Annotated in this window: 26 protein-coding genes; 9 read left to right on the top strand and 17 right to left on the bottom strand. The window is 64.1% G+C overall.

The features are described 5' to 3' along the window. Positions 1-130: 130 nt before the first annotated feature. Positions 131-994, bottom strand: a complete 864-nt coding sequence (locus FJ978_RS30185) for a LysR substrate-binding domain-containing protein (RefSeq protein WP_140576385.1) — start codon at positions 992-994, stop codon at positions 131-133. Positions 995-1,106: 112 nt separating this feature from the next. Here FJ978_RS30185 and FJ978_RS30180 point away from each other — a divergent pair, with 112 nt between their 5' ends. From FJ978_RS30180 to FJ978_RS30165, 4 genes are all read left to right on the top strand, one after another. Continuing rightward, positions 1,107-1,514 carry a 4-oxalocrotonate tautomerase family protein gene (locus FJ978_RS30180; protein WP_140576383.1) on the top strand — a complete coding sequence of 136 codons (408 nt, stop codon included), beginning with the start codon at positions 1,107-1,109 and terminating at the stop codon, positions 1,512-1,514. A gap of 138 nt (positions 1,515-1,652) precedes the next feature. Then, on the top strand, positions 1,653-3,875 hold the full coding sequence (locus tag FJ978_RS30175; RefSeq protein ID WP_140576381.1) for an AMP-binding protein: 2,223 nt from the start codon (positions 1,653-1,655) through the stop codon (positions 3,873-3,875). A gap of 176 nt (positions 3,876-4,051) precedes the next feature. After that, a complete protein-coding gene (locus FJ978_RS30170; RefSeq protein WP_140576380.1) occupies positions 4,052-4,849 on the top strand; it encodes an NAD(P)H-binding protein in 798 nt (265 codons plus the stop codon). A gap of 109 nt (positions 4,850-4,958) precedes the next feature. Further along, positions 4,959-5,552, top strand: coding sequence for a TetR/AcrR family transcriptional regulator (locus FJ978_RS30165; protein ID WP_013896325.1), 594 nt, complete (start codon positions 4,959-4,961; stop codon positions 5,550-5,552). On the opposite strand, the gene FJ978_RS30160 is transcribed toward FJ978_RS30165, so the two are convergent. Both FJ978_RS30160 and FJ978_RS30155 read right to left on the bottom strand, forming a co-directional pair. Next, the gene (locus tag FJ978_RS30160; protein ID WP_224730528.1) at positions 5,549-6,295 is read right to left on the bottom strand and encodes a phosphatidylcholine/phosphatidylserine synthase; all 747 of its coding nucleotides are present in this window, start codon (positions 6,293-6,295) and stop codon (positions 5,549-5,551) included. The two genes, FJ978_RS30165 and FJ978_RS30160, sit on opposite strands and share 4 nt — an antisense overlap. Before the next feature lie 75 nt (positions 6,296-6,370). After that, positions 6,371-7,069 carry a phosphatidylserine decarboxylase gene (locus tag FJ978_RS30155; RefSeq protein WP_013896327.1) on the bottom strand — a complete coding sequence of 233 codons (699 nt, stop codon included), beginning with the start codon at positions 7,067-7,069 and terminating at the stop codon, positions 6,371-6,373. Positions 7,070-7,305: 236 nt separating this feature from the next. On the opposite strand from FJ978_RS30155, the gene FJ978_RS30150 reads away from it, so the two are divergent. Continuing rightward, positions 7,306-8,172: an SMP-30/gluconolactonase/LRE family protein gene (locus FJ978_RS30150; RefSeq protein WP_140576378.1), complete on the top strand. Its 867-nt coding sequence runs from the start codon at positions 7,306-7,308 to the stop codon at positions 8,170-8,172. Here FJ978_RS30150 and FJ978_RS30145 read toward each other — a convergent pair. From FJ978_RS30145 to FJ978_RS30130, 4 genes are all read right to left on the bottom strand, one after another. Further along, on the bottom strand, positions 8,169-8,516 hold the full coding sequence (locus FJ978_RS30145; RefSeq protein WP_140576376.1) for an antibiotic biosynthesis monooxygenase: 348 nt from the start codon (positions 8,514-8,516) through the stop codon (positions 8,169-8,171). The two genes, FJ978_RS30150 and FJ978_RS30145, sit on opposite strands and share 4 nt — an antisense overlap. Positions 8,517-8,768: 252 nt before the next feature. Beyond that, positions 8,769-10,652, bottom strand: coding sequence for an ABC transporter ATP-binding protein/permease (locus tag FJ978_RS30140; protein WP_140576375.1), 1,884 nt, complete (start codon positions 10,650-10,652; stop codon positions 8,769-8,771). Between the two features lie 25 nt (positions 10,653-10,677). Continuing rightward, complete coding sequence (locus FJ978_RS30135; RefSeq protein WP_140576373.1) at positions 10,678-11,025, bottom strand: metalloregulator ArsR/SmtB family transcription factor; 348 nt, start codon at positions 11,023-11,025, stop codon at positions 10,678-10,680. Positions 11,026-11,092: 67 nt separating this feature from the next. Next, positions 11,093-12,025 (bottom strand): LysR family transcriptional regulator, encoded by a 933-nt coding sequence (locus FJ978_RS30130; protein ID WP_140576371.1) that lies wholly within the window; start codon positions 12,023-12,025, stop codon positions 11,093-11,095. Between the two features lie 93 nt (positions 12,026-12,118). Between FJ978_RS30130 and FJ978_RS30125 the strand changes: the two genes are divergently transcribed. Then, positions 12,119-12,916, top strand: a complete 798-nt coding sequence (locus tag FJ978_RS30125; RefSeq protein WP_140576370.1) for an NAD(P)H-dependent oxidoreductase — start codon at positions 12,119-12,121, stop codon at positions 12,914-12,916. A gap of 14 nt (positions 12,917-12,930) precedes the next feature. On the opposite strand, the gene FJ978_RS30120 is transcribed toward FJ978_RS30125, so the two are convergent. Continuing rightward, complete coding sequence (locus FJ978_RS30120) at positions 12,931-14,421, bottom strand: LysM peptidoglycan-binding domain-containing protein (RefSeq protein ID WP_140576368.1); 1,491 nt, start codon at positions 14,419-14,421, stop codon at positions 12,931-12,933. A gap of 158 nt (positions 14,422-14,579) precedes the next feature. Between FJ978_RS30120 and FJ978_RS30115 the strand changes: the two genes are divergently transcribed. Continuing rightward, positions 14,580-15,191 carry a TIGR00730 family Rossman fold protein gene (locus FJ978_RS30115; protein ID WP_140576367.1) on the top strand — a complete coding sequence of 204 codons (612 nt, stop codon included), beginning with the start codon at positions 14,580-14,582 and terminating at the stop codon, positions 15,189-15,191. Positions 15,192-15,227: 36 nt separating this feature from the next. Here the strand turns inward: FJ978_RS30115 and FJ978_RS30110 are convergent, their stop codons facing one another. Further along, on the bottom strand, positions 15,228-16,118 hold the full coding sequence (locus tag FJ978_RS30110; protein ID WP_140576365.1) for a LysR substrate-binding domain-containing protein: 891 nt from the start codon (positions 16,116-16,118) through the stop codon (positions 15,228-15,230). 108 nt (positions 16,119-16,226) lie between these two features. Between FJ978_RS30110 and FJ978_RS30105 the strand changes: the two genes are divergently transcribed. Both FJ978_RS30105 and FJ978_RS30100 read left to right on the top strand, forming a co-directional pair. Then, positions 16,227-16,517: a muconolactone Delta-isomerase family protein gene (locus FJ978_RS30105; RefSeq protein WP_140576364.1), complete on the top strand. Its 291-nt coding sequence runs from the start codon at positions 16,227-16,229 to the stop codon at positions 16,515-16,517. Between the two features lie 181 nt (positions 16,518-16,698). Further along, complete coding sequence (locus FJ978_RS30100; RefSeq protein WP_140576362.1) at positions 16,699-17,694, top strand: transporter; 996 nt, start codon at positions 16,699-16,701, stop codon at positions 17,692-17,694. A gap of 15 nt (positions 17,695-17,709) precedes the next feature. Here the strand turns inward: FJ978_RS30100 and FJ978_RS30095 are convergent, their stop codons facing one another. The 8 genes from FJ978_RS30095 to FJ978_RS30055 all read right to left on the bottom strand — a co-directional run bounded on the left by FJ978_RS30095 (position 17,710) and on the right by FJ978_RS30055 (position 23,931). Continuing rightward, positions 17,710-18,396 carry a glutathione S-transferase family protein gene (locus FJ978_RS30095; protein WP_013896340.1) on the bottom strand — a complete coding sequence of 229 codons (687 nt, stop codon included), beginning with the start codon at positions 18,394-18,396 and terminating at the stop codon, positions 17,710-17,712. A 9-nt stretch (positions 18,397-18,405) separates the two neighbouring features. Continuing rightward, on the bottom strand, positions 18,406-19,323 hold the full coding sequence (gene rarD, locus FJ978_RS30090) for an EamA family transporter RarD (protein WP_013896341.1): 918 nt from the start codon (positions 19,321-19,323) through the stop codon (positions 18,406-18,408). Between the two features lie 82 nt (positions 19,324-19,405). Beyond that, complete coding sequence (gene cimA / locus FJ978_RS30085; protein WP_140576361.1) at positions 19,406-21,022, bottom strand: citramalate synthase; 1,617 nt, start codon at positions 21,020-21,022, stop codon at positions 19,406-19,408. A 197-nt stretch (positions 21,023-21,219) separates the two neighbouring features. After that, positions 21,220-22,173: a prolyl aminopeptidase gene (pip, locus tag FJ978_RS30075; RefSeq protein ID WP_140576359.1), complete on the bottom strand. Its 954-nt coding sequence runs from the start codon at positions 22,171-22,173 to the stop codon at positions 21,220-21,222. Next, positions 22,170-22,646, bottom strand: coding sequence for a GFA family protein (locus FJ978_RS30070; protein ID WP_140576357.1), 477 nt, complete (start codon positions 22,644-22,646; stop codon positions 22,170-22,172). The genes pip and FJ978_RS30070 overlap by 4 nt, the downstream gene beginning before the upstream one ends. Beyond that, positions 22,643-23,134 (bottom strand): GFA family protein, encoded by a 492-nt coding sequence (locus FJ978_RS30065; RefSeq protein WP_140576355.1) that lies wholly within the window; start codon positions 23,132-23,134, stop codon positions 22,643-22,645. Before FJ978_RS30065 ends, FJ978_RS30070 begins: the two co-directional genes overlap by 4 nt. Before the next feature lie 6 nt (positions 23,135-23,140). Beyond that, positions 23,141-23,527 (bottom strand): VOC family protein, encoded by a 387-nt coding sequence (locus FJ978_RS30060; RefSeq protein ID WP_013896346.1) that lies wholly within the window; start codon positions 23,525-23,527, stop codon positions 23,141-23,143. Then, positions 23,524-23,931, bottom strand: a complete 408-nt coding sequence (locus tag FJ978_RS30055; protein WP_140576353.1) for a DUF559 domain-containing protein — start codon at positions 23,929-23,931, stop codon at positions 23,524-23,526. The genes FJ978_RS30060 and FJ978_RS30055 overlap by 4 nt, the downstream gene beginning before the upstream one ends. Positions 23,932-23,970: the final 39 nt, after the last annotated feature.

The following is a 23,970-nucleotide window of genomic DNA, read 5'->3' as shown; positions in this document are numbered from 1 at the left end:
CCCCCAAACCCCTCGGCCCGTCTTACTCCAAGCCGACCGCAAGGTCGGCTTTTTCTTTGCTAAAAGGGCCCGACCGCAAAGCCGGCTTTTTCTTTGCGAGTAAACGCGAGTCCGGACAAGTCTTGGCCAATCAGCCAAGTGCCCCGGACAACGCCAGGTTGCCGCGGAGCAGTGCCGCCAGATCGTTCGCTGGGCCATCGGCGCCGGCGCGCAGCCGGATCGCGAACTCAGCCATCGGAACCTGCGGCAGGCCAAGCTCGTGCGGTGCCTCGACAATGCCGGAATGGGCAAAGCGCGCGGTTCGCAACGTCAGCGCGACGCCGGCATTCACCGCGGTGCGCAGGCCGGCAAGGCTGGCGCTGCCAGCAGCGATGCGATAGCGCCGGCCGGCCGCATCGAGCGCCGCAAGTGCGGCCTCGCGAAAGCCGCAATAGGGATCGAGCAACGCCAGCGGCAGTTCCTCCTGGCGCGAGGCCAGTCCTTTTTGCGAGCATAGCCATATCATAGGCTCGCGCAGCACGCCGACCTCGTCCGCCAACGCTGACTGTCGCATGATGATCGCCAGATCGAGGCTGCCGGCCTGCAGCGCCTGCGCCAGTTCGGCGGAGCGGCCGACCCGCAATTCGATCCTGACGCGCGGATGGCTGGTAGCGAAGGCGCGCAGCAGCTCCGGCAGGCCGCTGTCGGCGAAATCCTGCGTGGTGCCGATGGCGACGCGCCCGGCGGCGCGTGCGCCCTTCAACGCCAGCCACGCCTCGCGATGCACGGCAAGGATGCGCCTGGCGTGGCCGACGAGATCCTCTCCGGCCAGCGTCAGGCCACGTCCCCGCCCCTGCGGCGTCAGAAGCGGCTCCCCGACGATCTCCTCCAGCCGCTGCATCTGTGCGGTCACCGCCGAAGGCGAGCGGCCGACGCTGGAAGCCGCCTGCGCCAGCGAGCCGCTGTCGGCGAAAGCGAGGAAGGTTCTGAGCAGATCGGGATCGAGCGTTTCCATAATTCGATTTTATCGAATCTTCAATCAAAAACAATTCGATTTTTTTGATCCGACAATAGTGGCATGGTGTTGTCAACGGCGATCGGACGCCGCTCAAACCAGCAGAAGAAAAATGCCTATCATCAATGTCAGCGTCACCGGCAAGCCCGACGCCGCCCTGTCAGCCAGGATTGCCGGGGAGGTGACCGAAATCACAGCCACGCGATTGCGCAAGGATCCGACGATCACCGCCGTTGCCGTGTCCTATATCGATCCAAAGCATTGGTTCGCCGGCGGCAAGTCGCTGGCCGAGCATGGAACCAACACGTTCTGGCTCGACATCAAGGTGGTCGACGGCACCAATACCAAGGTCGAGCTGGAAGTCTATCTCAAGGCAATCTTCGATGCCTTCGGCGGCCTGCTGGGCGGCATACATGAAGAAAGCTATGCCTTCGTGCATGAGGTGCCGGCGGCCGCCTATGGCTATGGCGGCAAGACGCAGGAGTTCCGATTCATCAGCGGACGGTTGAAGGCGGCTTGAGGGGCGCCTTTCCTTCTTCCCCTGTGGGAGAAGGAAGACCGTCCTCATCCGCATTGACCTTGCTCCCACATCGTCTACGCTCTGCCCGACGCGGCCGCAAAAGAGCCGCGATGATAAAGTCGTTGGGAGAGATGCGGCATGATCCTGACACTGGCGCTGCTTGCGGGTCTTGTCGTGGCCTGGCTGCTGATCGGCGTGGTGGAGAAATTCCGCCTCGGCCTGCGCTTCGCCCAGGCGCTGCTCTATGTGCCGTTCAAGCTCGCCTACCGGGTCAGCGACAACCGCATCAGGATCGCGCGCAAAGCGCAGGTACCGGTCATCTACGTCATCTCGCACCAGTCGCGCTTCGAACCGGCGCTGATGCTGTCGCTGCTGCCCGACGACACGCTGCATATCCTCGACGAGGTCTCGGCGCGCTCGCCCTGGCTCGAACCCTGGCGCGAGCTTGGCCGCACCATCGCCTTCAACGCCGAACATGTCTTCGTCAGCCGCCGGCTGGTGCGCGTGCTGAAGGGCAAGGGGCGGCTCGCCGTCTATCTGCCGGATGCGGTCGAGCCCGACGTCAAGACGTTTCGGCTGTTTCGCGCCGTCACCCGCATCGCCATGCAGGCCGACGCCCGCATCGTGCCGATCTTCGTCGCCGGCGCGCGCAGCCTGCCGGTGTCACTGACGCCGGCGGACAACGCGCCACGGCATTGGTTTCCGCAGCTGTCGATCAGCGTCCTGGAGCCGATGACCATCGCCGAACTGGTGGCGCGCAACCCGGACCAGGCCTCGAACACCAATGCCCTGTTCGACCGTGTCGCCGAGGCTCGGCTTTTCGGCAGCAACCTCGATCGCGGACTGTTCCTGGCCATGCGCGATGCTTCGGATCGGGTCGGCGCCTCGCATCCCATCATCGAGGATGTCATCTCGGGCGCGCTGAGCTACCGCAAGATGTTCATCGGCGCGCGAGTGCTGGGCAGGCGCTTCGAGGCGATCACCGCGCCGGGCGAGGCGGTAGGCGTGATGCTGCCCAACGCCAATGGCGTCGTGCTGTCCTTCGTTGGGCTTCTGTCGGCCAGCCGCGTAGCAGCGATGATCAATTATACGGCCGGACCGGCGAGCGTCACCGCGGCGGTGCGCACGGCGGTGATCCGGACCGTCATCTCATCACGCGCCTTTGTCGAAAAAGCAGACCTAGCCGACATTGTCGTGGCCGTCGAAAAGGGCGGCGCCAGGCTGCTGTGGCTGGAGGATCTGCGGACCAGCGTCACCGCGCTGGACAAGCTTGCCGCCGCCCTGCTGTGGCGCTGGCCTCTGCAGCGGCAGGAAGCGGCCAAGCCGGGCGTGATCCTGTTCACTTCGGGTTCCGAAGGCACGCCGAAGGCGGTTGTTCTGTCACAGAGGAACCTTCATGCCAACGCCATGCAGGCCGAGGCGCGCATCACCATCTCGCCGGCCGACATCCTGCTCAACGTGCTGCCGGTGTTCCATTCCTTCGGCCTGACGGGCGGCACCATATTGCCGCTGGTCACCGGGGTAAAACTGTTCCTCTACCCCTCGCCGCTGCACTACAAGATCATCCCCGAGGTCGCGCGCAAGGTAAAACCGACTGTCATGTTCGGCACCGACACGTTCCTCGCCAATTACGCGCGCACCGCAAAGGATGGCGATTTTTCCAGCCTGCGCTTCGTCGTTGCCGGCGCCGAGGCGGTGAAACCGGAAACCCGCCGCGTCTATCGCGAGCGCTTCCAGGCCGAGATTATCGAAGGTTTCGGGCTGACCGAGGCCGCGCCGGTTGTTGCCGTCAACACCGCGATCCACGGCCGCGACGGCACGGTCGGCAGGCTGCTGCCGGCGATGCGCATGAAGCTGGAGCCGATCGAAGGCATCTCGGACGCTGGCCGGTTGTGGCTCGATGGGCCAAACCTGATGATGGGCTACATGACCGCGGACCGGCCCGGCGAGTTGCAACCGCTGACCGGCTGGCACGACACCGGCGATATCGTCGCCGTCGACCGCGAAGGCTTCATCAGCATTCGCGGCCGCGCCAAGCGTTTCGCCAAGATCGCCGGCGAGATGGTGTCGCTGGGCGCGGTCGAGATGCTGGTGCAGTCGCTGTGGCCGGAAGAACGCCATGCGGCGGTAGCGGTGCCGGACAAGCGGCGCGGCGAGCGCATCGTTTTGGTCACCACCGCCGGCGATGCCAATCCCGACGAATTGCGCAAGTTCGGCAAGCAGGCAGGTGCGGCCGAATTGATGGTGCCGAACGACATCGTCAAGGTCGAGGAAATCCCCGTGCTGGGGTCGGGCAAGACGGACTACGTCTCGACCCGCAAGCTGGCGATCGACAGGCTGGGGCTCGGCGTCGCGGCCTGACCCTCCCCGTATCCTCTATCCAGGCCGGGCCAATCTGTGCGCTCATGCCGCGCGTGATCTCCCTAGACAAATTGCCGGTGAGTGAGTATTCACTTCCTTCAAGTTCGAAGCTTCGGTGGTCTCGCATTCCATGGCACCCGCTTCGGGCACTGTTTGGCACAGCGAGGAGATCTCGAATGTCAAAAATCCTTGTCACCGGCGGAACTGGGCATCTCGGCCGCGACCTCGTGCCGGCGCTGACCGGGGCTGGCCACGCCGTCAGGCTGCTTGCCCGGAAAGCCGGGCAGCACAGTTCCGTGGAATGGGCCCCAGGCAATCTTGCGACCGGAGATGGCATCGATGAGGCGCTGCGCGGCGTCGATACGGTCATCCACGCCGCGACGCTCTCGCCGATCGCCAGGCGCGGCATGAGGCTGGTCGATTTCTTTTCGAGCCCTTCCAGCGTCGATGTCGACGGCACGCGCCACCTGCTCGCCGCCGCGGAGCGCAGCGGCGTCTCGCACTTCATCTTCGTGTCCATCGTCGGCCTCGAATTCAGCACCCTGCCCTATTCCCGCGTGAAACTGGCGGGCGAACGGCTGGTGCGGAAGTCGTCGGTCCCATGGTCGGTCATCGCGGCGACGCCGTTCTATTACCTTCTGGCGCAAATGCTCGGTGGGCTGAAATGGCTGCCGGTCTGGCCGCTGCCGACCTCGCCGTCGAATCCGGTGGATACACGCGACGTGGCCAAATATCTGGCCGAGGCCGTCACCGACGGCAAATGCGGCGTACGCCCGGCAATCGGCGGTCCGGATACGATGCCTTTCTCGGATTTCGCGCGGCAATACCGCGACGCGCTTGGGCTGAGGCGTCTCGTCCTGCCGTTGCCGATCGGCCGCAAGATGAGCCTCAAAATGGGTTTGGTCGAAACCGCCGAACGGCTTGGCGAAAGAAACTGGAAGGCGTGGCTTTGCGAACAAGGCGGGCGCCAGTGACCGGTCAGCGGCGCTGCACGCAGCGGCGCGGGTCATTTCAGATTGTCCGTCGGATGTTGATGTCCGATCGCCAATCCCCGTCATCGTGCCCACGGAGCCAGGAGCAGCCATGAAGCCGCCATCGACCGGACGCCAGCGTATCCTGCGCGAGGCTATCCGCCTGTTCGCCGAGCGCGGCTACGACCGGACGAGCGTTCCCGAGATTCAGGAGGCGGCGGGCCTGTCGCGCGGCTCCGGCGCGCTCTACAAGCATTTTTCCTCAAAAGAGGATCTGCTTGCCACCGCGATCGAACAGTTTGTCGGCACCGCACGGGAAGGCCGGGCCGAACTTGGCGGGACGACACTTTCCGTCGACGAGGGTTCGCGGCGGCTAGTGGAAAGCATGCTTGAAAAACTCGGCGCCAATCGTGACGTGCTCAGGATCCTGTGGCGGGATCTGGAGCATTTTCCCGAACTGAAAGCCGCGGCGCGTGGCGAGATCATGCAAAGCACTTACCTTGCCGTCGCCGAATGGCTGCGGGAGCGTCAGCGCCAGGGCGAACTGCGCCCGCATGACAGCGAGGCCGTCGCCGCCGTGATCGTCGGCAGCGTCGCCATGTTCCGGGTCTTCGAAGCGATCTGGGGCGAGCGTGCGATCGACGTCAGCGACGAACGCTTTGCGTCGGCCTGGAGTGATCTGTTGCTCAGGGGCTTGAGACCTTAGCCTATGTCCGAGGGCGGCACCTTCTCGCCTTCCAGCTTGGCGCGCTTGGAATAGGCGCTCACGGAAAACGGCAGGAAGATCAGGTAGCCGGCGACCGACGCGGTCAGCGTGTACCAGGGATAGGTCATCAGCAAGAGAACGTAGAGCACGACCGCCAGGATGACCGGCAGCACCCTGTCGCCGGGGATCTTGATGCTCTTGCCGGAATAGACCGGCAGCCGGCTGACCAGGAGGAAGGCAACCAGCACGGTGAAGCCGGTGGCGATGAAGGCAGCCGGGCGGCTTGGCTCCAGCCCGAGCCGCAGGAAATAGAGATAGAGCGGCAGCATCACCAGCACGGCACCAGCCGGCGCCGGCACGCCGACGAAATATTCGGACTGCCATATCGGGCGGTCGGCCTTCTCGTCGTCGAGCACGTTGAAGCGGGCGAGCCTGAGCCCGCAGGCGATGGCGAACAGCAATGCCGCGATCCAGCCCGGCGAGCCGGCGCGGTCGAGCAGGAAGGCATAGAGCACCAAGGCCGGGGCGACGCCGAAATTGACGATATCGGCCAGCGAATCCATCTGCGCGCCGAATTTGGAGGTCGCCTTCAGCATCCGCGCCAGGCGGCCGTCAATGCCGTCGAGGAAGGCTGCCAGCAACACCATCACCACCGCCGGTTCGAAGCGGCCTTCGAAGCCGAAGCGGATGCCGGACAGGCCGGCGCAGATGGCAAGCACGGTGACGAGGTTGGGCAGCACCATGCGCATCGGGATCTCGCGGATGCGCGGACCGCCGCTCGCATGGGCCTCGAACTTCTTATATTGCGTGCCCACGGCTCAGGAAATCCGCACGAGAGGCGTACCGGCGACGCCACCGAATTCGGCCAGCACGGTTTCACCGCCGACCGCGGTCTGGCCGACGGCAACGCGCGGCGTCGCGGTCAAGGGCAGGAAGACGTCGACGCGCGAGCCGAAGCGGATCAGGCCGAAACGCTCGCCGATGCCGATCGAGCCGCCCGCCTCAGCCCAACAGACGATGCGGCGCGCCACCAGACCTGCGATCTGGACGGCGGCGATCGTGCCGTTGGGGCTTTCGATGACCAGGCCGTTGCGCTCGTTCTCGGTGCTGGCCTTGTCGAGCTCGGCGTTGAGGAATTTTCCAGGCCGATGTTCGATCTTGACGATACGGCCGCGTACCGGGGCGCGGTTCACATGGCAGGAAAAGACATTCATGAACACCGAGATGCGGGTCATCTCGACATTGCCGAGGCCAAGCTCGCGTGGCGGCACGGCCGGCCCGACCGCCGAGACGATGCCGTCGGCGGGGCTCACCACAAGGCGGTCGTCAATCGGGGTGACGCGCTCGGGGTCGCGGAAGAAATAGACGCACCAGGCGGTCAGGATCAGGCCGATCCAGAACAGGATCGAGGAGAAATAGCCAAGGAAAAGCGTCGCCGCGCCAAAGGCCGCGATAAAGGGATAGCCTTCGCGATGGATCGGTACGAACGCGTTCTTGACCGTATCGACAAGGCTCATCGGGTGTAAACGGGCTCCGTTTCAGGTCCGGCCTCAATAGCCGAAAGCCCCCCTCGCCGCAACGCAACAATCGGCGGCGCTCCGCTGGCCTCAAACCAGAAGAGGTGGCGATGCTTCACGGCAGGTGCAAACGAAACGACAACTGTCGGAACGAAGACCAGTCGCCCGTCCTTGGTGAGACAGCGTCATCATGGACCATTTGGCGATGCTGATGCACTCAACCAGGAGCCCCCTACATGCAGCAGTCACCTGCCTCCCAAGCGCATCTCATCACTGCCGGCCTCGCTTTCGGCGAGTCGCCGCGCTGGCATGACGGACGGCTGTGGCTTTGCAACTGGGGCACCGGCGAGATCATCGCCGTCGATGCCGAAGGCAACCGCGAGATCATGCTCACGGTGCCGGCCGTCCTGCCCTACTCCATCGACTGGCTGCCGGATGGTCGTCTGCTCGTCGTCTCGGGCCGGGAAGGCTTGCTGCTGCGGCAGGAAGCCGATGGCAGTCTCGTCACCCATGCCGATCTGCGCGGCCTCTCGAAAAGTCCGTGGAACGAAATTGTCGTCGACGGCCGCGGCAACATCTATGTCAATGGCGGGGGACCGGCGCCGGCTCCCGGCCAGCATTTCGACCCGGGCACGATCGTGCTGGTCACGCCGGATGGTTCGGTCCGGCAAGTGGCGGAGAATATCGCCTTTGCCAACGGCATGGTGGTGACCCCAGACAACAAGACGCTGATCATTGCCGAATCCCACGCCAGCCGGCTGACCGCCTTCGACATCGCTGGCGATGGCACACTTTCCAACAAACGGGTGTGGGCCGATCTCGATGGCTATCCCGACGGCATCTGCCTCGATGCCGAAGGGGCGGTCTGGTACGCGGATGTTCCCAACAAGCATTGCGTGCGGGTGCGCGAAGGCGGTGAGGTCTTGCAGACCGTCACCGTCGATCGCGGCTGCTTTGCTTGCATGCTGGGCGGCGCGGCCAGGCGAACCCTGTTCATCGTCGCCGCGGAATGGCGCGGCTTCGAGCACATGGTCAGCGAGGCCCGGACCGGCCAGGTGCTCTGCGCCGAGGCGCCGGCACCTGGCGTCGGCTGGCCCGGCTAGAGCCCCTGAATCCGCTGATAGTTGGCGATGTCGGCTCGCACCCCAAGCCTGGCGATCGTTTCCTGCGGGTTGAAGGCGACGCGCTCTTGCGCGGCCTTGACGATCGGCACGACCTTGTCGACAGCCGCCTGGCTTTCCCATTCGACGATCGTCACCAGGTTGAACTCGCCCGGCCCCGAAAATTGCTCGAGCAGGAAATCCTGCACGAAACCCTGCTGCTGGCGCAGCAATTCGTGCGTGGTCCTGACCTTGGTGAGAATCTCGTCGCGGGCGGCGGCCGGCACGACGAACTTGTCCACCCTGAACACGCTGCCACTGTTAACAGTCTGATTTATGTCGTTCATCTCGATTGTTCCGTTCCTGGATCATGGTGTTTGCGGGCTCTGGGGAACGGCGTACAATCTCAACTTAAGTTGAGGTCAAGCGGTGTTTTTGAAATCTTTTCCTTCTCCCCTTGCGGGAGAAGGTGGATCGGCGCGCAGCGCCGAGACGGATGAGGGGTGCGTGACGGAGTGAGGCGTTGGTGTTCCCTGGAACACCCCTCATCCGACCTCGCTTCGCGAGGCCACCTTCCCCCACAACGGGGAAGGAAAAACCTACGACACCTCCGACGTCCGCCGGCGAACGATGACGCCAAATTCGTCGCTCTCGCGGGCGCGGCGCAGGCGCTCCTCGGCCTCGGTCGCTTCGCGCTGGCGATCCCACATCGAGGCATAAAGGCCATGCTGGCGCATCAACTCGATATGGGTGCCGCGCTCGGCGATCTGGCCATCCTTGAGCACGATGATCTCGTCGGCCGAAATCACCGTCGACAGGCGGTGGGCGATCACGATCGTGGTGCGGCCCCTGCTGACCAGGTCGAGCGCGGCCTGGATCTCCTGCTCGGTGTGGCTGTCCAGCGCCGAGGTCGCCTCGTCGAGCATCAGGATCGGCGGCGCCTTGAGGATGGTGCGGGCAATCGCGACGCGCTGCTTCTCGCCACCGGAGAGCTTCAGCCCGCGCTCGCCGACCATCGACTTGTAGCCGTCGGGCAGTTTTTCGATGAACGGCCCGATCTGGGCAAGTTCGGCGGCCTTGCGCACCTCCTCCTCGCTCGCACCGACGCGGCCGTAGCGGATGTTGTAGGCGATGGTGTCGTTGAACAGCACCGTGTCCTGCGGCACCATGCCGAGCACCGCCCGCAGGCTCTCCTGGGTGACATCCCTGATGTCCTGGCCGTCGATCAGCACCTGGCCGCCCTGCACGTCATAGAAGCGGAACAGGAGCCGCGAGATGGTCGACTTGCCCGCACCCGACGGCCCGACGATGGCAATCGTCTTGCCGGCCGGCACGTCGAAGCTGACACCCTTCAGGATCTTGCGGTTCGGGTCATAGGAGAAATGCACGTCGCGGAACTCGACCTTGCCGGCGCTGACGACCAGAGGCTTTGCATCGGGCTTGTCGACGATCTCCTGCGGCACGTCGAGCAGGTCGAACATGTGCTCGATGTCGGTGAGGCCCTGGCGGATTTCGCGGTAGATGAAACCGATGAAGTTGAGCGGCACGGAGAGCTGCACCAGCATGGCGTTGATGAAGACGAAATCGCCGACCGACTGCGTGTGAGCCTGGACCTCCAGCGCCGACATGCACATAACGACCACCGTGCCGAGACCGAAGATTGCGCCCTGGCCGAAGTTCAGCCAGCCGAGCGAGGTCCAGGTCTTGGTGGCGGCGATCTCGTAGCGCGCCATCGAGCGGTCGAAGCGCTCGGCCTCCATGGCCTCATTGGTGAAATACTTGACCGTCTCGAAATTGAGCAGCGAATCGATCGCCTTGGTGTTGGCGTCGGTGTCGCTGTCGTTCATGTCGCGGCGGATCGAGATGCGCCAGTCGCTGGCCTTGACCGTGAACCAGACATAGACGCAGACGGTGACCGCGACCACGGCCACGTATTTCCAGCCATAGGTGAAGCCGAATATGCCGGCGGTCAGCGCGAATTCGAGAATGGTCGGCGCCGTGTTCAGCATGATGAAGCGCACGATCGTCTCGATGCCCTTGGTGCCGCGCTCGATGATGCGCGACAGGCCGCCGGTGCGGCGCTCCAGGTGAAAGCGCAGCGACAGCTGGTGCATGTGGACGAAGGTGCGGAAAGCAAGCTGGCGCACCGCATGCTGGCCGACCCGGGCAAACAGCGCGTCGCGCAGCTGGTTGAAGCCGAGCTGAACGAGCCTCAGGACATTATAAGCGATGACCAGCATCACCGGGGCAAGCAGGAAGGAAGGCAGCGGCGGCGGTGTTTTGAAGCCGCCAGCCAGCGCGTCGGTTGCCCATTTGAAGAAATAAGGACCGGCGACCAGCGTTACCTTGGCGACGACCAGCAGCAGTGTCGCCCAGGTGACCCTCGCCCTGAGGTCGGCCCGGTCGGCCGGCCACATATAGGGCCACAAATTGCGCAATGTCGTCAGGGTCGAAGTGTCGGCGGAGACGGTTTTTTCGGCCAATTTTCTTGCCTTTTGGGTGAGAGGGTCAGCGGCCGGAGCGGCAGGAATCGACGAGTGCGCCCAGCGATGCCGATGTTTCGGCAAGTGCCGCGCGATCGACCGCGTAGCGCGAGCGCTGGCGGTCGGGCTCGAACCGGACCAGGCCGGCCTCGACCAATATCTTCAGATGCTGGGACACCGTCGACTGCGCCAGGTCGAAACGATCGACGACCTCGCGGCAGCAGCAGGAATTGCTGGCCGAGAGGCATTTTATGATTTCGATCCGCGCCGGATGCGACAACGCCGCAAATCGCGCCGCGACAGCGCGACTATCGGAGATGCAGTTGGGTAAAGCGACGGTGGCGCGGTCTGGTTCAAGGACGGATTCTGTCATCGTTCATCGGCGATAGACGATGGAGTGCACCGCCGCAAGCTACTCTTCCGGGCAGATCGGACAGCGGCTAGTTCTGTGAGACGGATTTCTCGATCCCTGGAATCTCGGCAATCCGCTCAGCCAGAAACTCGACCAGCAAGCGGACCCTGGCAACGCCCGCGCGCTCTGGGACAATCAACATGTTGAGTGGAACGGACGTCAACGAATAGTCCGTCAGGATCGTCTCCAGCGCGCCCGCGGCCAGAAGATCGTCCACAAGCCATCGATGCGCCGGCGCAATGCCCCGAGCGGCAACCAAGGCCTGCCGCGCGGCAAGTCCATGATCGATCCGCAGTCGCCCCGCGAAAGGCACCATGTGGCGCTCGCCGCCGGCGCCCTGCAAAACAAGTGTTTCGCTGCCCGCCACGTTCGACATCCGGATGCCCTCATGTCGAGACAGATCCGAAGGGACAGAAGGCCTTCCCCGCGCCGCCAGATAGGCCGGAGACGCCACGAGCAGACGCCGTGACTGGCCGAGCGCCCTCAACTTCAACGAACTGTCGGTGAGCGGCCCCAGGCGAAGCGCGATATCGATGCCCTCGCGGACGAGGTCCACCCGCTCGTCCGTGAGGCTGAGATCAATCCCGATGTCGGGATGGCGATCCTGGAAAGCGAAGATCAGCCGGCTGACGTGCAAGACACCGAAAGCCGCCGTACAGCTTATCCGGATCGTGCCGGCGGGCGCGCCGCGCGTGCTCCGGGCCTCATCGCTGGCCTGTTCGACAAGGCGCAGGATCTGAACGCTGTTGGCGTAATAGCGGCTGCCTTCAGCGGTCATCGTGACACGCCGGGTCGTTCTGCTGAGCAAAGGCACGCCAACAGCTTCTTCGAGTTCCCGCACGTGCCGCGTGATCGTCGACTGCCCGACGCCAAGCTCGCGCGCAACGGCCGACAGGCTGCCACGCTCGGCGACGCGAACGAAGGTGCGCATCCGCTCGAATGTGACGTCTGACTTATCCATTATTCGGCACAATGTTATTCATTGCCTACATATAGTGGATCACATCGCTGCTGGCTATCTTCACGTCAGTCCCCTCAATATTGGATCTGACCCATGAAAGTTCTGCTTGTCTTTGCCCACCCCGAACCACGTTCGCTCAACGGCGCCCTTCGCGATGTCGCCATAAAGGAACTAGAGGCTCAAGGACATGAGGTGCGCGTGTCGGACCTATACGCCGATGGCTGGAAATCCGCGGTCGATCGCGCCGACTTCCCCTTGCTCGAACCTGACGCGCGGTTGATACCCGTCGCGGCCTCCAAGAAGGCGTTCGAAGCCAACGCCCTAACCGACGATGTAAAGGCCGAGATCGAGAAACTCCTGTGGGCCGATACCTTGATCCTCCAGTTCCCGCTTTGGTGGTTCGCCATGCCGGCGATCCTCAAGGGCTGGGTCGACCGTGTGTTCGCCTATGGATTCGCCTATGGCGTTGGCGAGCATAGCGACCGGCGTTGGGGCGATCGTTACGGCGAGGGCACCCTCGCCGGGAAACGCGCGATGCTGATCGTGACCGTTGGCGGCTGGGAGGAGCACTACACCGCGCGCGGGATCAACGGACCCATCGACGACCTGCTGTTCCCGATCAATCACGGGATTCTCTACTACCCCGGATACGACGTGCTTCCGCCGTTCGTGGTCTACAAGGTCGATCGTCTCGGAGAGGACGGCTTCGAGCCCGTGGCTGAACGCCTGCGTGACAGGATGCGGACGCTGGCGACGACGCCGCCGATCCCATATCGTCGGCAAAATGGCGGAGATTATCTCATTCCAAGCATGGATCTCCGCCCTGAGCTCGGCGACCCGGGTGCAGCCGGTTTCGCGCTTCACTCCAGCCGCGCCGGTGATGCCGGCTGATCGATACGGGGCTTCTACTGCGTCTTGGTCGGCGCCGTCGTCGCCTGCTCGCCCATTGCCTTGAGGTCGGCGGCTTCGCCTTCCTTCGACTTTTCCGGAACCATGAACACCTGCCCCGGCCAGATGCGGTCGGGATTCCTGATCTGGTCCTGGTTGGCGAGATAGATGGTCGAATAGCGCACCCCGTGGCCGTATACGCGCCGCGAAATCCGCCACAGCGTGTCGTTGCGGCGGATGATGACGGCGCTGTCGGCGTGTTCGAGCTTGGGTGCCACGACCTCGGGCACGTCGCTCGGCGGCGTGGCTGCCGCCGCGATGGCCGGAGCCTCGGTGGCGGGCGTCGCTGGTGCCGACTCAGCCGGAGCGGCGGCAACGGCTGGCGCTTCGGCGGCAGAGGCCGGGGCGGCAGGCTTGGTCTCTGCTGGCTTCGTCGCTGCTGGCTTGGTCTGGGCGGGCGCTACGGCGGCAACCGTGTCACCCGGCTCGCGTTCGAACGGAACAGCGGCGCGGGCGACCACCTTCACGCCATCGGCATCGAGGCCGTCGACATGGATGGTGTAGCTGCCGACCGGAATGTCGCGGGTCGCCTCGACGAGGAAATGACCGTCGCGCGATGTCTGGGCATCGCCGAGCAGGATGTCATTGGCATAGGCGCGCACCTTGCGACCCGGATCGGCAAGGCCGGCGACAAAGATCTTGCTGCCATCGATCTCGACGGCCTCGACGACGATCTTGGGCTCAGCCGCGGCTGCGGCGGGCGGTGTTGCCGGCGCCGGTGCAGCGTCGACGACGGCTGGCGCCGGAGCAACAGCCGCAGGCGCTTCAGCGGCCGGAGCCGGCGCTGGCGGAGCGGCAGCCTGGTCACCGGTGGCCGGCGCGGCCGGCTTGGTCTCGGGCGCGGGGACTGTCAGCAGCTCGGCCGGCTTGCCCGGCTCCTCGACCATGGCCAGCACCTGGCCGGTCACATCCTTGGGAACCGAAACGACGGCGGTCTGCACCGAGGCTGTCACCACGGTGCCGGCCGTCGAACGCAGGGCGATCGTATAGTCGCCCGGCTTCAGCGGATCGTCGAGCACGATGACAAAGGCTCCATCGGGACCCGCCACCGTCGAACCAAGCACGGTGGTGCCGTTCAGGATCTCGACCTTCGAATTGGGCGCCGCATTGCCGGCAACCACGATCGAACCGTTGCCCTCGACGCGCACGACGTCGAATGTCGGCGCGATCGGACCTGCCGCCGCGGGCGCTGCCGGCGCCGGTGCATCCGCTACCGGAGCCGTCGCCTGCGGTGCCGCGGCGGGAGCGGCTGGCACCGCCGGTGCCGGCAGTCGCCCTTCCGTGCCGGGATCCGCCGGTTTCGCCTCGGGCGGCGTCAAGGCCGCTACCTGCGCCGGTGGCGTTGGATGAAGATACGGGTCGAGCGCACCCGATACATAGGCGGTTCCCGCAGCCGCGACGGTCCCACCCGCCGCGAACAGGAACGCCTTCAGTGGATTAATTGCCATATTTCCCTACCCCTTAGCCACCTAATGCCGGTCTAGCGTGTTTTCCCAATGCCGACAAGAAAAACGGGCCGACAAGAAAAAGGGGCCGACAAGAAAAAGCCCGGCCTTGTTGCCTTGGGGCTTGACCCCGCTTTCAGACCCAATCACCAATCATCGGCATGAACACGATTCGATCCGTTTGCGTCTATTGCGGCTCGTCTCCGGGCCGTGATGAAACCTATGTCAAGGCCGGTCACCTGCTCGGGCGCTCGCTTGCACGCTCCGGCCTCAGGCTGATTTATGGCGGCGGCACCAAAGGCATTATGGGCGCCGTCGCCGAAGGCGCGCTCAAGGCCGGCGGCAAGGTAACGGGCATCATTCCGCGTTTCCTGATCAACAGGGAAGCGACCGAAACCGCGCTTGACCGGCTCGACGAGCTGGTCATCACCGACAATATGCACGAACGCAAACATAAGATGTTCGAGAAATCCGACGCCTTTGTGGCGCTGCCGGGCGGTATCGGCACAGTCGAGGAGATCGTCGAGGTCATGACCTGGGCGCAACTCGGCCATCATCGCAAGCCGATCGTCTTCGGCAATGTCGGTGGCTTCTGGGATCCGATGCTGGCGTTGCTTGATCATATGGCGGCGGAAGGCTTCATTCACACCGCGCAAAGGGTCAAGCCGCTGGTCGTCAACGATCCCGAGGCCATCGTCGCCGCCATCATGGTGGCAGGCTCCTCCGTCGACGCCCCGACCGAGGGCGTGCAGTCGGTGATCGATAAGATGTGAGATTAGGGGAGTAAGGGGAATAGGGAAAGATACTGCCTACTGCCTACTGCCTACTGCCCTCCTCAAATCCGCAATCACCGTCCGCCGGTCATGCCGCCGCCAGGCCAGATGGATCGACACCGTGCGTTCGAACCATGGCAAATCGCGGAACGCGATCCGCGGCGATGCGGCGGCACGCAGGCTGGATTGAACCGTCGCCAGGCCGAGGCCGGCGCTGACCAGGCCGACCGAGGTCAGTGGATCGGCTGTTTCATAGGCGATGTCGGGCAGAAAGCCGGCCTTTGCACAGGCGGCGAGGAACTGGCCGCGATTGGTGTCGTCGGGCTGGCGCACCACGGTGATCCAGGTGCGGCCGTCGAGATGCCTCGGCCCGATGTCGGCTAGCGCGACAAGTGGATCATCCTCGGGGATAGCCAGCACCAGCGGCTCGCGCCGCACCAGCATACTGTCGATGTCCGGATCGTCGGCCGGGGCCGGAGCGTAGACGAAGCCGAGATCGAGCACGCGCTGCCGCAAATCGTCGAACTGCGCGGCCGTGCGCCGGCTCCTGAGCTGAAGATGGAAATCCGGCCGCTCGCGGCGGAATTGCCTGAGCATGTCGGCGACCAGCCCGGCATGCACCGCGCCCTCGACATAGCCGATGGCGAGACGACCGATCGCGCCGCTGGCGAGGTTGCGGCCGAATTCCTCCACGCGCCGCGCATCGGCGAGCAACGCGCGGGCCTCGGTGAGGAAGGCGCGGCCCTCGGCATTGAGATGGACGCGCTGCTTTGCCCGTTCGAACAGAGTGACGCCCAGTTGTGCCTCGAGCTGCATGATCTGCCGGCTGAGCGGCGATTGTGAAATATGCAGGATTTCGGCGGCGCGGCCGACATTGCCGGTTTCCGCAACGGTGACGAAATATCTGATCTGGCGCAGGTCGAACATTTTTCTCTGAAGCTTCAAGTCCTAGAAGGTCTCAACTTTAGCCTAGTCAGTCTTGGACAGTCTGACCAGCCAAAGCGATACTCGGCCATCCCAACCAAGGAGACCGACATGCAGTTCTTTGCCCTTCTCACCCGCAACACCGCCAAGTTCAGCGATGCCGACTTCGCACCGCTTTTGCCCGGCGAGGCCGAGCAGCGGCGCACGCTCTACGCCGAAGGCGCGGTGCGCCAGGTCTGGAACCGCGGCGATATTCCCGGCAGCGGCATGATGTTCGAGGCGACCGACGACGCCGAAGTGCGCGGCCATCTCGGCACTCTGCCATTGGTCAAAGCCGGCATGATGGACGTCGCGGCGATCGTACCGCTCAACCCCTATCCCGGGTTCGGGCCGAAGCGCTGAACCGCCGCAATTGCAATGCGGTGGTGGCGAAAGGCGCCGCCGCCGCATTGCCGCCTGCCCGACACTCTGTGATCGGCTGTCAAGAAACCGTCACACGGAACCGGGTTCGTGCGTGCTAGAAATCGCGGCCAGGTGCCGCTGCACGGCGCCGCCTTGCAACTCGTATCTGGCACAGCGCCCTATGGACACCGCCCTCCCCGAAGGCACCGACCTGTCGCCCTATCTGCCCGACGAGCACGGGCTGTTCTTCATCTATCATTTCACTGCCGGTGGCCTGCGCACCAAGGATCCTGCGCAAGCGCAGTGGACCTGGCGCAGCTATCAGATCACCGACCTGCACGCCCGCCAGGAGATCGGCGCCGAAAAGGCGCTGCCCGCGCCGGCCCGCGATGCCTTCCTCGCGCCCAGCCATGGCTGCCATATCGACTACGAGGACAACTGGCTCTTTGGCGATTTGCCTGATCTCAGGCACGATTTTTCGGAGGCGCGCGGGCTCGTCCATTTCCGCTTTGCCTTCAACGACACGATGCTGATCGGCGCCCGCAAGCAGCCGCTGGAGTCGGTCGACGCGATCCGCAAGGCGGTGGAGAACGGATCGCGGAAATTCCGCTCGCCGGCGGAGCTGATCGAGGCGGTCATGGGCCAGTCGCTCGACGGCATGGCGACAGAACTCGGCAAGCTCGGCGACACGCTCGACGGCATCGAGGACCGCGTGGTGCGCGACGCATGGCACAATGAGCGCCAGGCGCTGGTCGAGGCGCGCCGGCAGCTGGTGGTGATCCATCGGCAGATGGCGACGCTGACCAACCTGTTCCGGCATCTCGACCATTCGCATCGCGACGAACTGCCCGACCTGATCAACGACATGGCGGCCAGGCTCTCGCACCGAGCCTTCACGCTCTACAATGACGGCGAGCAGTTGCAGGCGCGCACGAGGCTGCTGCAGGACGAGCTGATGGCCAAGCTGACCATGCAGTCGAACCAGCTGCTTTATGTTCTCTCCGTCATGACGGCGGTGCTGCTGCCGATGACCATCATCTCAGGCCTGTTCGGCATGAATGTCGGCGGGCTGCCGCTGGTCGATACGCCGATAGGCTTCTGGGTGGTGACGGCGGTGTCATTGGTTATCGCGGCGGCCACCTATCTGTTCGTCAGGCGGCTTGGCCGGGGATTGTAACGGCAGCCCGCGGTTTCACGCCAAGGCGCGAAGATCCTCGATGATCGTGCCGGCGGCACGGACTTCCGCTTCGTGGTCGGGCTCGCGCCAGGTCTCCGCGAGGCCCGCGGCGTACCATTCGCGCATCGCCGGCAGCGCCAGCAACTGCGCCGAATAGGCGGACGCCGCGCCCTCGAAAGAGAGCCCGTAGGACTGCGCCCTGAACGCCACCGGGGCGAAAAAGGCATCGGCGGCGGTGAAATGCGCGCCGGCGAGAAACGGCCCTCCGAAACGGGCAAGGCCATCGTTCCAGAGACCGCCGAGGCGGAAGAGATCCTGCTTCAACGCATCGGACATCGGAAACGGTTCGACGCGCACGCCGCAACTCATCGGGCATGCGCCGCGCAAAGCTGTGAAACTCGAATGCATTTCGGCGGCGGCCGAACGCGCCCAGGCACGCGCCTTGGCCTCGACAGGCCAGACACCGTGATGCCGCTCGGCCAGATATTCGACAATGGCAAGCGAATCCCAGACCGCCCAGCCATCGTCGGTCAGGCAAGGCACCCGCCCGTTCGGCGAGAACGATCGGTAAAGGCTCCAGCTCGATCCGGTTGGAAACGGCGTCAGCCGCTCTTCGAACGCAATGTCCAGCTCTCGCATCAGGATCCATGGCCGCAGCGACCATGAGGAATAGTTCTTGTTGGCAATGTGCAGCTGGTACATCGAAACTCCCTATCGGGCGGAGGCCTTGCGTGCCGACGTCAGCATCGACCAGGAATAGATCGCCAGTGCCGCCCAGATCAGCGCGAAGGCGAGCGCCTGGGTGGTGCCGAACGGTTCATCGAAGATCAGCACGGCGATCAGGAACACCATGGTCGGCGCGATGTACTGCATGATGCCGATGGTGGAGAGCCGCAGCAGCTTGGCGCCGAAGGCAAACAGCAACAGCGGCACCGATGTGACCGGACCGCAGCCGATCAGCAATGCCGTGTCGGTGCTGTTGCTGGACACGATGTGGTCCTGTCCGGTCGCGATCAGGTAGACGATGTAGCCAAGTGCCGGCACAGACAGCAAAAGCACTTCCAGCAGAAAACCCTGGCTTGGCCCGATCGGCAGCGTCTTGCGGAAGAAGCCGTAGGCGGCGAAGGAAAACGCCAGCGCCAGCGATACCCAGGGCAGCTTGCCGCCCTCGATCGTCAGCACCGCCACGGCGACCGCCGCAAGCACAACCGCCGCGATCTGCAAGCGGTCGAGCCGTTCGCCAAGCAACAGCGCGCCGACGACCACACTAACCAGCGGATTGATGTAATAGCCAAGCGCGGTCTCGACGGTGCGGTCGACGGCGATCGCCCAGACATAGATGCCCCAGTTGACCGAGATCAGCGCCGCCGTCAGCGCGGCCATGGAAATGGTGCGCGGCGAGCGCAATGCCGCCTTGAAGTCCGCCGTGCGGCCGGCCCAGATGAGAACCGCAGCGGCGATCGGCACCGACCAGACGATGCGGTGCGCAATCACCTCGGCCAGCGGCAGATGCGCCACCGCCTTCATGTAAAACGGCAGCAACCCCCACAAGAGGTAAGCACCCAGCGCCAGCAGGAAGCCGCGCCGGGCTTTCGAATCCGCGTCGAGTGTAATTACTTCAGTGGCCATGGCCAACGCTATGGCGCAGTCACCTCTGCAAGACCATCGCAAAGTTCTGATGGATCAATGGACTTTCGCTGATGGTTCAAACTTACTCGGCCGCAACAAGGCCTGCCATCTCGCGGTTCTTCATCAGTTTGTAGACGATCGAATCCATCAGCGCCTGGAAGGACGCGTCGATGATGTTTTCGGAAACCCCGACAGTCCACCAGCGCGCGCCGGTGCCGTCATGCGATTCGATCAGAACCCGGGTGATGGCCTCGGTGCCGCCATTGAGGATACGCACCTTGAAATCGGCGAGTTCCAGATCGACGATCTCGCTTTGGTATTTGCCCAGATCCTTGCGCAGCGCGATATCGAGCGCGTTGACCGGGCCATGCCCTTCGGCCACCGACATCTTCTCTTCGCCGTCGACCAGCACTTTCACGATGGCTTCGGACACCGTCTTCAACTGGCCGTTGGCGTCGAAACGCCGCTCGACCATACAGCGAAACGAGGTGACGTTGAAGAACTCCGGCAGGCCATGCAGCATCTTGCGGGCCAGCAGTTCGAAGGAGGCGTCGGCGCCCTCGTAGGCGTAGCCTTCGGCCTCGCGCTCCTTGACCACGGCAATCAGCGCGTCGAGCCGGTGATCGTCCCTGGGCACATCAATGCCACGCCGCTTCAGCTCGGCGAGGAAATTGGCCTTGCCGCCCTGGTCGGAAACCATGACGCGGCGGCGGTTGCCGACCGCTTCCGGGGGCACATGCTCATAGGTCGCCGGCTCCTTGGCCAATGCCGAGGCGTGGATGCCGGCCTTGGTGGCGAAGGCCGAGGCGCCGACATAGGGCGCCTGCGCTTCCGGCGCACGGTTCAAGAGTTCGTCGAAGGCGCGCGAGAGCCTGGAGATGCCGGTCAGCGCTTCCGCTGAAATGCCAGTCTCGAAGCGATCCGCAAAAGCCGGCTTCAGCGCCAGCGTCGGCACGATCGAGATCAGATTGGCGTTGCCGCAGCGCTCGCCGATGCCGTTCAGCGTGCCCTGGATCTGGCGCACGCCTGCCTGGACGGCGGCAAGGGAATTCGCCACGGCCTGGCCGGTATCGTCATGGGCATGGATGCCGAGATAGTCGCCTGGAATGCCGGAAGCGATCACCTTCTCGACGATGGCGCGCACTTCCGATGGCTGCGTGCCGCCATTGGTGTCGCACAACACCACCCAGCGCGCGCCGGCGTCGTACGCCGTCCTGGCGCAGGCCAGCGCATAGTCCGGATTGGCCTTGAAGCCGTCGAAGAAGTGCTCGCAATCGACCATCGCCTCCTTGCCCGAAGCGACAGCCGCTTCAACCGACGCTTTGATCGACTCGAGATTCTCCTCGTTGGTGCAGCCAAGCGCGACACGGACATGGTAATCCCAGCTCTTGGCGACGAAGCAGATGGCGTCCGACTTCGATTGCACAAGGGCGGCAAGGCCGGGATCGTTGGAGGCCGAGACGCCTGCCCGCTTGGTCATGCCGAAGGCGACAAATTTGGCCTTCGCGGTGCGTTTCTGCTGAAAGAATGCGGTGTCGGTCGGATTGGCGCCGGGATAGCCGCCCTCGACATAGTCGATGCCGAATTCGTCGAGCAGCCTTGCGATGGCGATCTTGTCCTCGACCGAAAAGTCGATGCCCGGCGTCTGCTGGCCATCGCGCAGTGTGGTGTCGAAGAGATAGAGGCGTTGCTTTTTCATGATGGCAAGGTGCTTGAGCACCCCCCTCTGGCCTGCCGGCCATCTGCCCCGCAAAGGGGGAGATCGGCAGCTTTGATGACAGCGCTGGTCCTGCAACGTCGACGATTGGCGAAAGCGAAGGCGACATCCAATCTCCCCCCTTGCGGGGGAGATGTCCGGCAGGTCAGAGGGGGGTGTGAAGGATCGCCGTGCATCGACTATACCTTCCCCGCAAACCGGTCGGTCGCCCGGATCAACTGGTCCAGTATGCCCGGCTCCGAATAGGCATGGCCGGCGCCCTCGATCAGGTGGAAATCCGCCCTCGGCCAGGCCTTGTGCAGCGCCCAGGCGTAGCGCGCCGGACACGGCATGTCGTAGCGGCCATGGACGATGGTGCCGGGAATGTCCTTGAGCCTGTGCGCGTCGCGCAGAAGCTGCCCCTCCTCCAGCCAGCCGGCATGGACGAAATAATGGTTCTCGATGCGGGCGAAGGCGACGGCGTAGTCGTCCTCGCCAAATGGCCCGCTGGTCTCCGGCTCTGGCAGCAGCGTGATCGTCTCGCCCTCCCACAGGCTCCAGGCGCGGGCGGCCTCGATCTGCGCCTTGCGATCCGTGCCGACCAGCCGCTTGCGATAAGCCGCCATCATATCGCCGCGCTCGGCTTCGGGGATCGGCGCAAGGAAGCGTTCCCACTTGTCGGGAAACATCTCGGAGACGCCGAACTGGTAGTACCATTCGAGTTCGGCCCGGGTCAGCGTGTAGATGCCGCGCACCACCAGTTCGCTGACGCGATCGGGGTGGGTCTCGGCATAGGCGAGTGCCAGCGTCGAGCCCCAGGAGCCGCCGAACACCAGCCATTTGTCGAAGCCGGCCATCTCGCGCAGGCGCTCGATGTCGGAGACGAGATGCCAGGTCGTGTTGGCCTCCAGCGAGGCGTTCGGTGTTGATTTTCCGCAGCCGCGCTGGTCGAACAGGACGACGTCGTAGAGTTTTGGGTCGAACAGCCGCCGGTGCTTCGGCGAAATGGTGCCGCCCGGCCCGCCGTGCAGGAACACGGCCGGCTTGGCGCCCTTGGTGCCGGAACGCTCCCAGTAGACCTGATGACCGTTGCCGACATCGAGCATGCCTGAGTCGAACGGTTCGATTTCCGGATAGAGGGTGCGCAAGCTCATAGTTTCAGGCCCTGTTGCGGCCAGTTGGCCGTTTCGTGATCGGGATGCTGGAAGGAGATGATCTGCTCCTGCCTTGTGTAGAAGTCTGAATCCTGGTGGATGGGCTGATCGAAGATCGTCTCCACCCAGGGCAGCCGCGCGGCGTAATTGACCTGGATCTGCGGCGCCAGATCGGAGCGGTCGTCGAAGGCGCCAATCGCGATTTCGAGGCCGCCGGGCTGGCGGTAGGTCAGCGGTGTGCCGCAACGAGCGCAAAAGCCGCGATCGATATTGACCGAGGACTGGAAATAGCTCGGTTCCTCATGGGTCCATTCGACGCCGTCCTTGGGCACCGTCACCAGCGCACCGAAAAACGAGCCGAACTGCTTCTGGCACATGCGGCAGTGGCAGATGGACGGGCGCCCGAGCGCGCCCTTGATGCGGAAGCGCACGGCGCCACATTGGCAGCCGCCGGTTCGAACCTGATCGGTCATGACTTTTCCTTTGGCGGCCACTGTTCCGTATCGTGGTCCGGGTGCTGATATGAGACGAGATCGGCGAGATACGGAGCCGATGATATATCGGCCATCGTCTCCTCGCCCGGCAGTTTCGGGATGGCGTCCACATAGGGCAGTTTTGCCTCGGTGCCCCACTGGATCGACGGCACGATCTCCGCCGGATTGTCGAACGCACCGATGGCGAGACCGACACCATCAGGCGCGGTAAAGGTCAGCGGCGTCCCGCAATTGGCGCAAAACCCTCGATCGACATGGCTGGACGAGCGGAAATATTTCGGCTCGCCGCGCGTCCAGTCGAGCTTGGCGCCGCGCACGGATACCAACGGTGCGTAGAACGAGCCGAACGCCTTCTGGCACATGCGGCAGTGGCAGACCGAGGCATCGCCAAGCGCGCCCTCGACGCGGAAGCGCACCGCGCCGCACTGGCAGCCGCCTGTGTAGACCGGCCGGTTGTCGAGGCTCATCGTTGCTCACTCCGGGTCATGGCAGACGGCCTCGACATTGTTGCCGTCGGGATCGAAGACGAAGGCGCCATAGTAGCTCGGATGATAGTGCGGGCGCAGACCAGGCCCGCCATTGTCCTTGCCGCCGGCGGCAAGGGCCGCCGCATGGAAGGCATCGACCTCGGCACGGCTGCGCGCGGTGAAGGCAACGTGCTGGTGCTCTCTCGGCTTGTTCTTGCCGGTACTCAACCAGAACACCGGCCGGTCGCGGCCATAGCCGCCGACCTTGGCGCCGCCGGTGTATTCCAGCGGCACCATATAGAGCAACGACGCACCAAGCGGCGCCATCGCCTTGTCGTAGAAAGCCTTCGAAACATCGAAATCGGCAACGGTGATGCCGAGATGGTCGATCATGAAACAGCCTCCCTTGCTGGTTCGCCCGCCGGCCTCGCGGCATTGCCAAAGCCGGCCTCGATGACAATGTGCTGACAGACATTGTCGATACCGCGAATGACGTCGTCGTTCCAGAAGCGCAGGACGGTCCAGCCGCTGGCTTTCAAATAGGCGCTTCGCGCCTCGTCATGCCGCAGATGTTCGGCATCTGCATGCTGGCTGCCATCGACCTCGACGATGAGGCGACAGGCCGAGCAAGCGAAATCGACAATGTAAGGGCCGATCGGCACTTGCAGGCGAAAGCTCATTCCAATCAGTCGGTGGGTGCGCAATTCGTTCCAAAGCTTCAGCTCAGCATCGGTCATGACGCGCCGCATGGATTTCGCATTCTTGCGCTGTCGTGGCGGAACGAGGTCGTGCCCCATCAATCACCTTTACGCTGAAGATTGGCGAAATCGCCGATG

Source organism: Mesorhizobium sp. B1-1-7 (genome assembly GCF_006442705.1).
GTDB classification, from domain to species: domain Bacteria; phylum Pseudomonadota; class Alphaproteobacteria; order Rhizobiales; family Rhizobiaceae; genus Mesorhizobium; species Mesorhizobium opportunistum.
Note: the sequence above shows the minus strand (reverse complement) of the source record. Positions and strands in the feature narration are given on the sequence as shown.

Coding starts and splice junctions, on each gene's coding strand:
- FJ978_RS30120 (WP_140576368.1), bottom strand. CDS start 14,421: ATGGCAATTAATCCACTGAAGGCGTTCCTGTTCGCGGCGGGTGGGACC.
- FJ978_RS30185 (WP_140576385.1), bottom strand. CDS start 994: ATGGAAACGCTCGATCCCGATCTGCTCAGAACCTTCCTCGCTTTCGCC.
- FJ978_RS30155 (WP_013896327.1), bottom strand. CDS start 7,069: ATGAGCCTTGTCGATACGGTCAAGAACGCGTTCGTACCGATCCATCGC.
- FJ978_RS30170 (WP_140576380.1), top strand. CDS start 4,052: ATGTCAAAAATCCTTGTCACCGGCGGAACTGGGCATCTCGGCCGCGAC.
- FJ978_RS30065 (WP_140576355.1), bottom strand. CDS start 23,134: ATGAGCCTCGACAACCGGCCGGTCTACACAGGCGGCTGCCAGTGCGGC.
- FJ978_RS30100 (WP_140576362.1), top strand. CDS start 16,699: ATGGACACCGCCCTCCCCGAAGGCACCGACCTGTCGCCCTATCTGCCC.
- FJ978_RS30125 (WP_140576370.1), top strand. CDS start 12,119: ATGAAAGTTCTGCTTGTCTTTGCCCACCCCGAACCACGTTCGCTCAAC.
- FJ978_RS30070 (WP_140576357.1), bottom strand. CDS start 22,646: ATGACCGATCAGGTTCGAACCGGCGGCTGCCAATGTGGCGCCGTGCGC.
- FJ978_RS30160 (WP_224730528.1), bottom strand. CDS start 6,295: ATGGTGCTGCCCAACCTCGTCACCGTGCTTGCCATCTGCGCCGGCCTG.
- FJ978_RS30150 (WP_140576378.1), top strand. CDS start 7,306: ATGCAGCAGTCACCTGCCTCCCAAGCGCATCTCATCACTGCCGGCCTC.
- FJ978_RS30180 (WP_140576383.1), top strand. CDS start 1,107: ATGCCTATCATCAATGTCAGCGTCACCGGCAAGCCCGACGCCGCCCTG.
- FJ978_RS30110 (WP_140576365.1), bottom strand. CDS start 16,118: ATGTTCGACCTGCGCCAGATCAGATATTTCGTCACCGTTGCGGAAACC.
- FJ978_RS30095 (WP_013896340.1), bottom strand. CDS start 18,396: ATGTACCAGCTGCACATTGCCAACAAGAACTATTCCTCATGGTCGCTG.
- FJ978_RS30060 (WP_013896346.1), bottom strand. CDS start 23,527: ATGATCGACCATCTCGGCATCACCGTTGCCGATTTCGATGTTTCGAAG.
- FJ978_RS30115 (WP_140576367.1), top strand. CDS start 14,580: ATGAACACGATTCGATCCGTTTGCGTCTATTGCGGCTCGTCTCCGGGC.
- pip (WP_140576359.1), bottom strand. CDS start 22,173: ATGAGCTTGCGCACCCTCTATCCGGAAATCGAACCGTTCGACTCAGGC.
- FJ978_RS30105 (WP_140576364.1), top strand. CDS start 16,227: ATGCAGTTCTTTGCCCTTCTCACCCGCAACACCGCCAAGTTCAGCGAT.
- FJ978_RS30055 (WP_140576353.1), bottom strand. CDS start 23,931: ATGGGGCACGACCTCGTTCCGCCACGACAGCGCAAGAATGCGAAATCC.
- FJ978_RS30145 (WP_140576376.1), bottom strand. CDS start 8,516: ATGAACGACATAAATCAGACTGTTAACAGTGGCAGCGTGTTCAGGGTG.
- FJ978_RS30165 (WP_013896325.1), top strand. CDS start 4,959: ATGAAGCCGCCATCGACCGGACGCCAGCGTATCCTGCGCGAGGCTATC.
- FJ978_RS30130 (WP_140576371.1), bottom strand. CDS start 12,025: ATGGATAAGTCAGACGTCACATTCGAGCGGATGCGCACCTTCGTTCGC.
- rarD (WP_013896341.1), bottom strand. CDS start 19,323: ATGGCCACTGAAGTAATTACACTCGACGCGGATTCGAAAGCCCGGCGC.
- FJ978_RS30135 (WP_140576373.1), bottom strand. CDS start 11,025: ATGACAGAATCCGTCCTTGAACCAGACCGCGCCACCGTCGCTTTACCC.
- FJ978_RS30175 (WP_140576381.1), top strand. CDS start 1,653: ATGATCCTGACACTGGCGCTGCTTGCGGGTCTTGTCGTGGCCTGGCTG.
- cimA (WP_140576361.1), bottom strand. CDS start 21,022: ATGAAAAAGCAACGCCTCTATCTCTTCGACACCACACTGCGCGATGGC.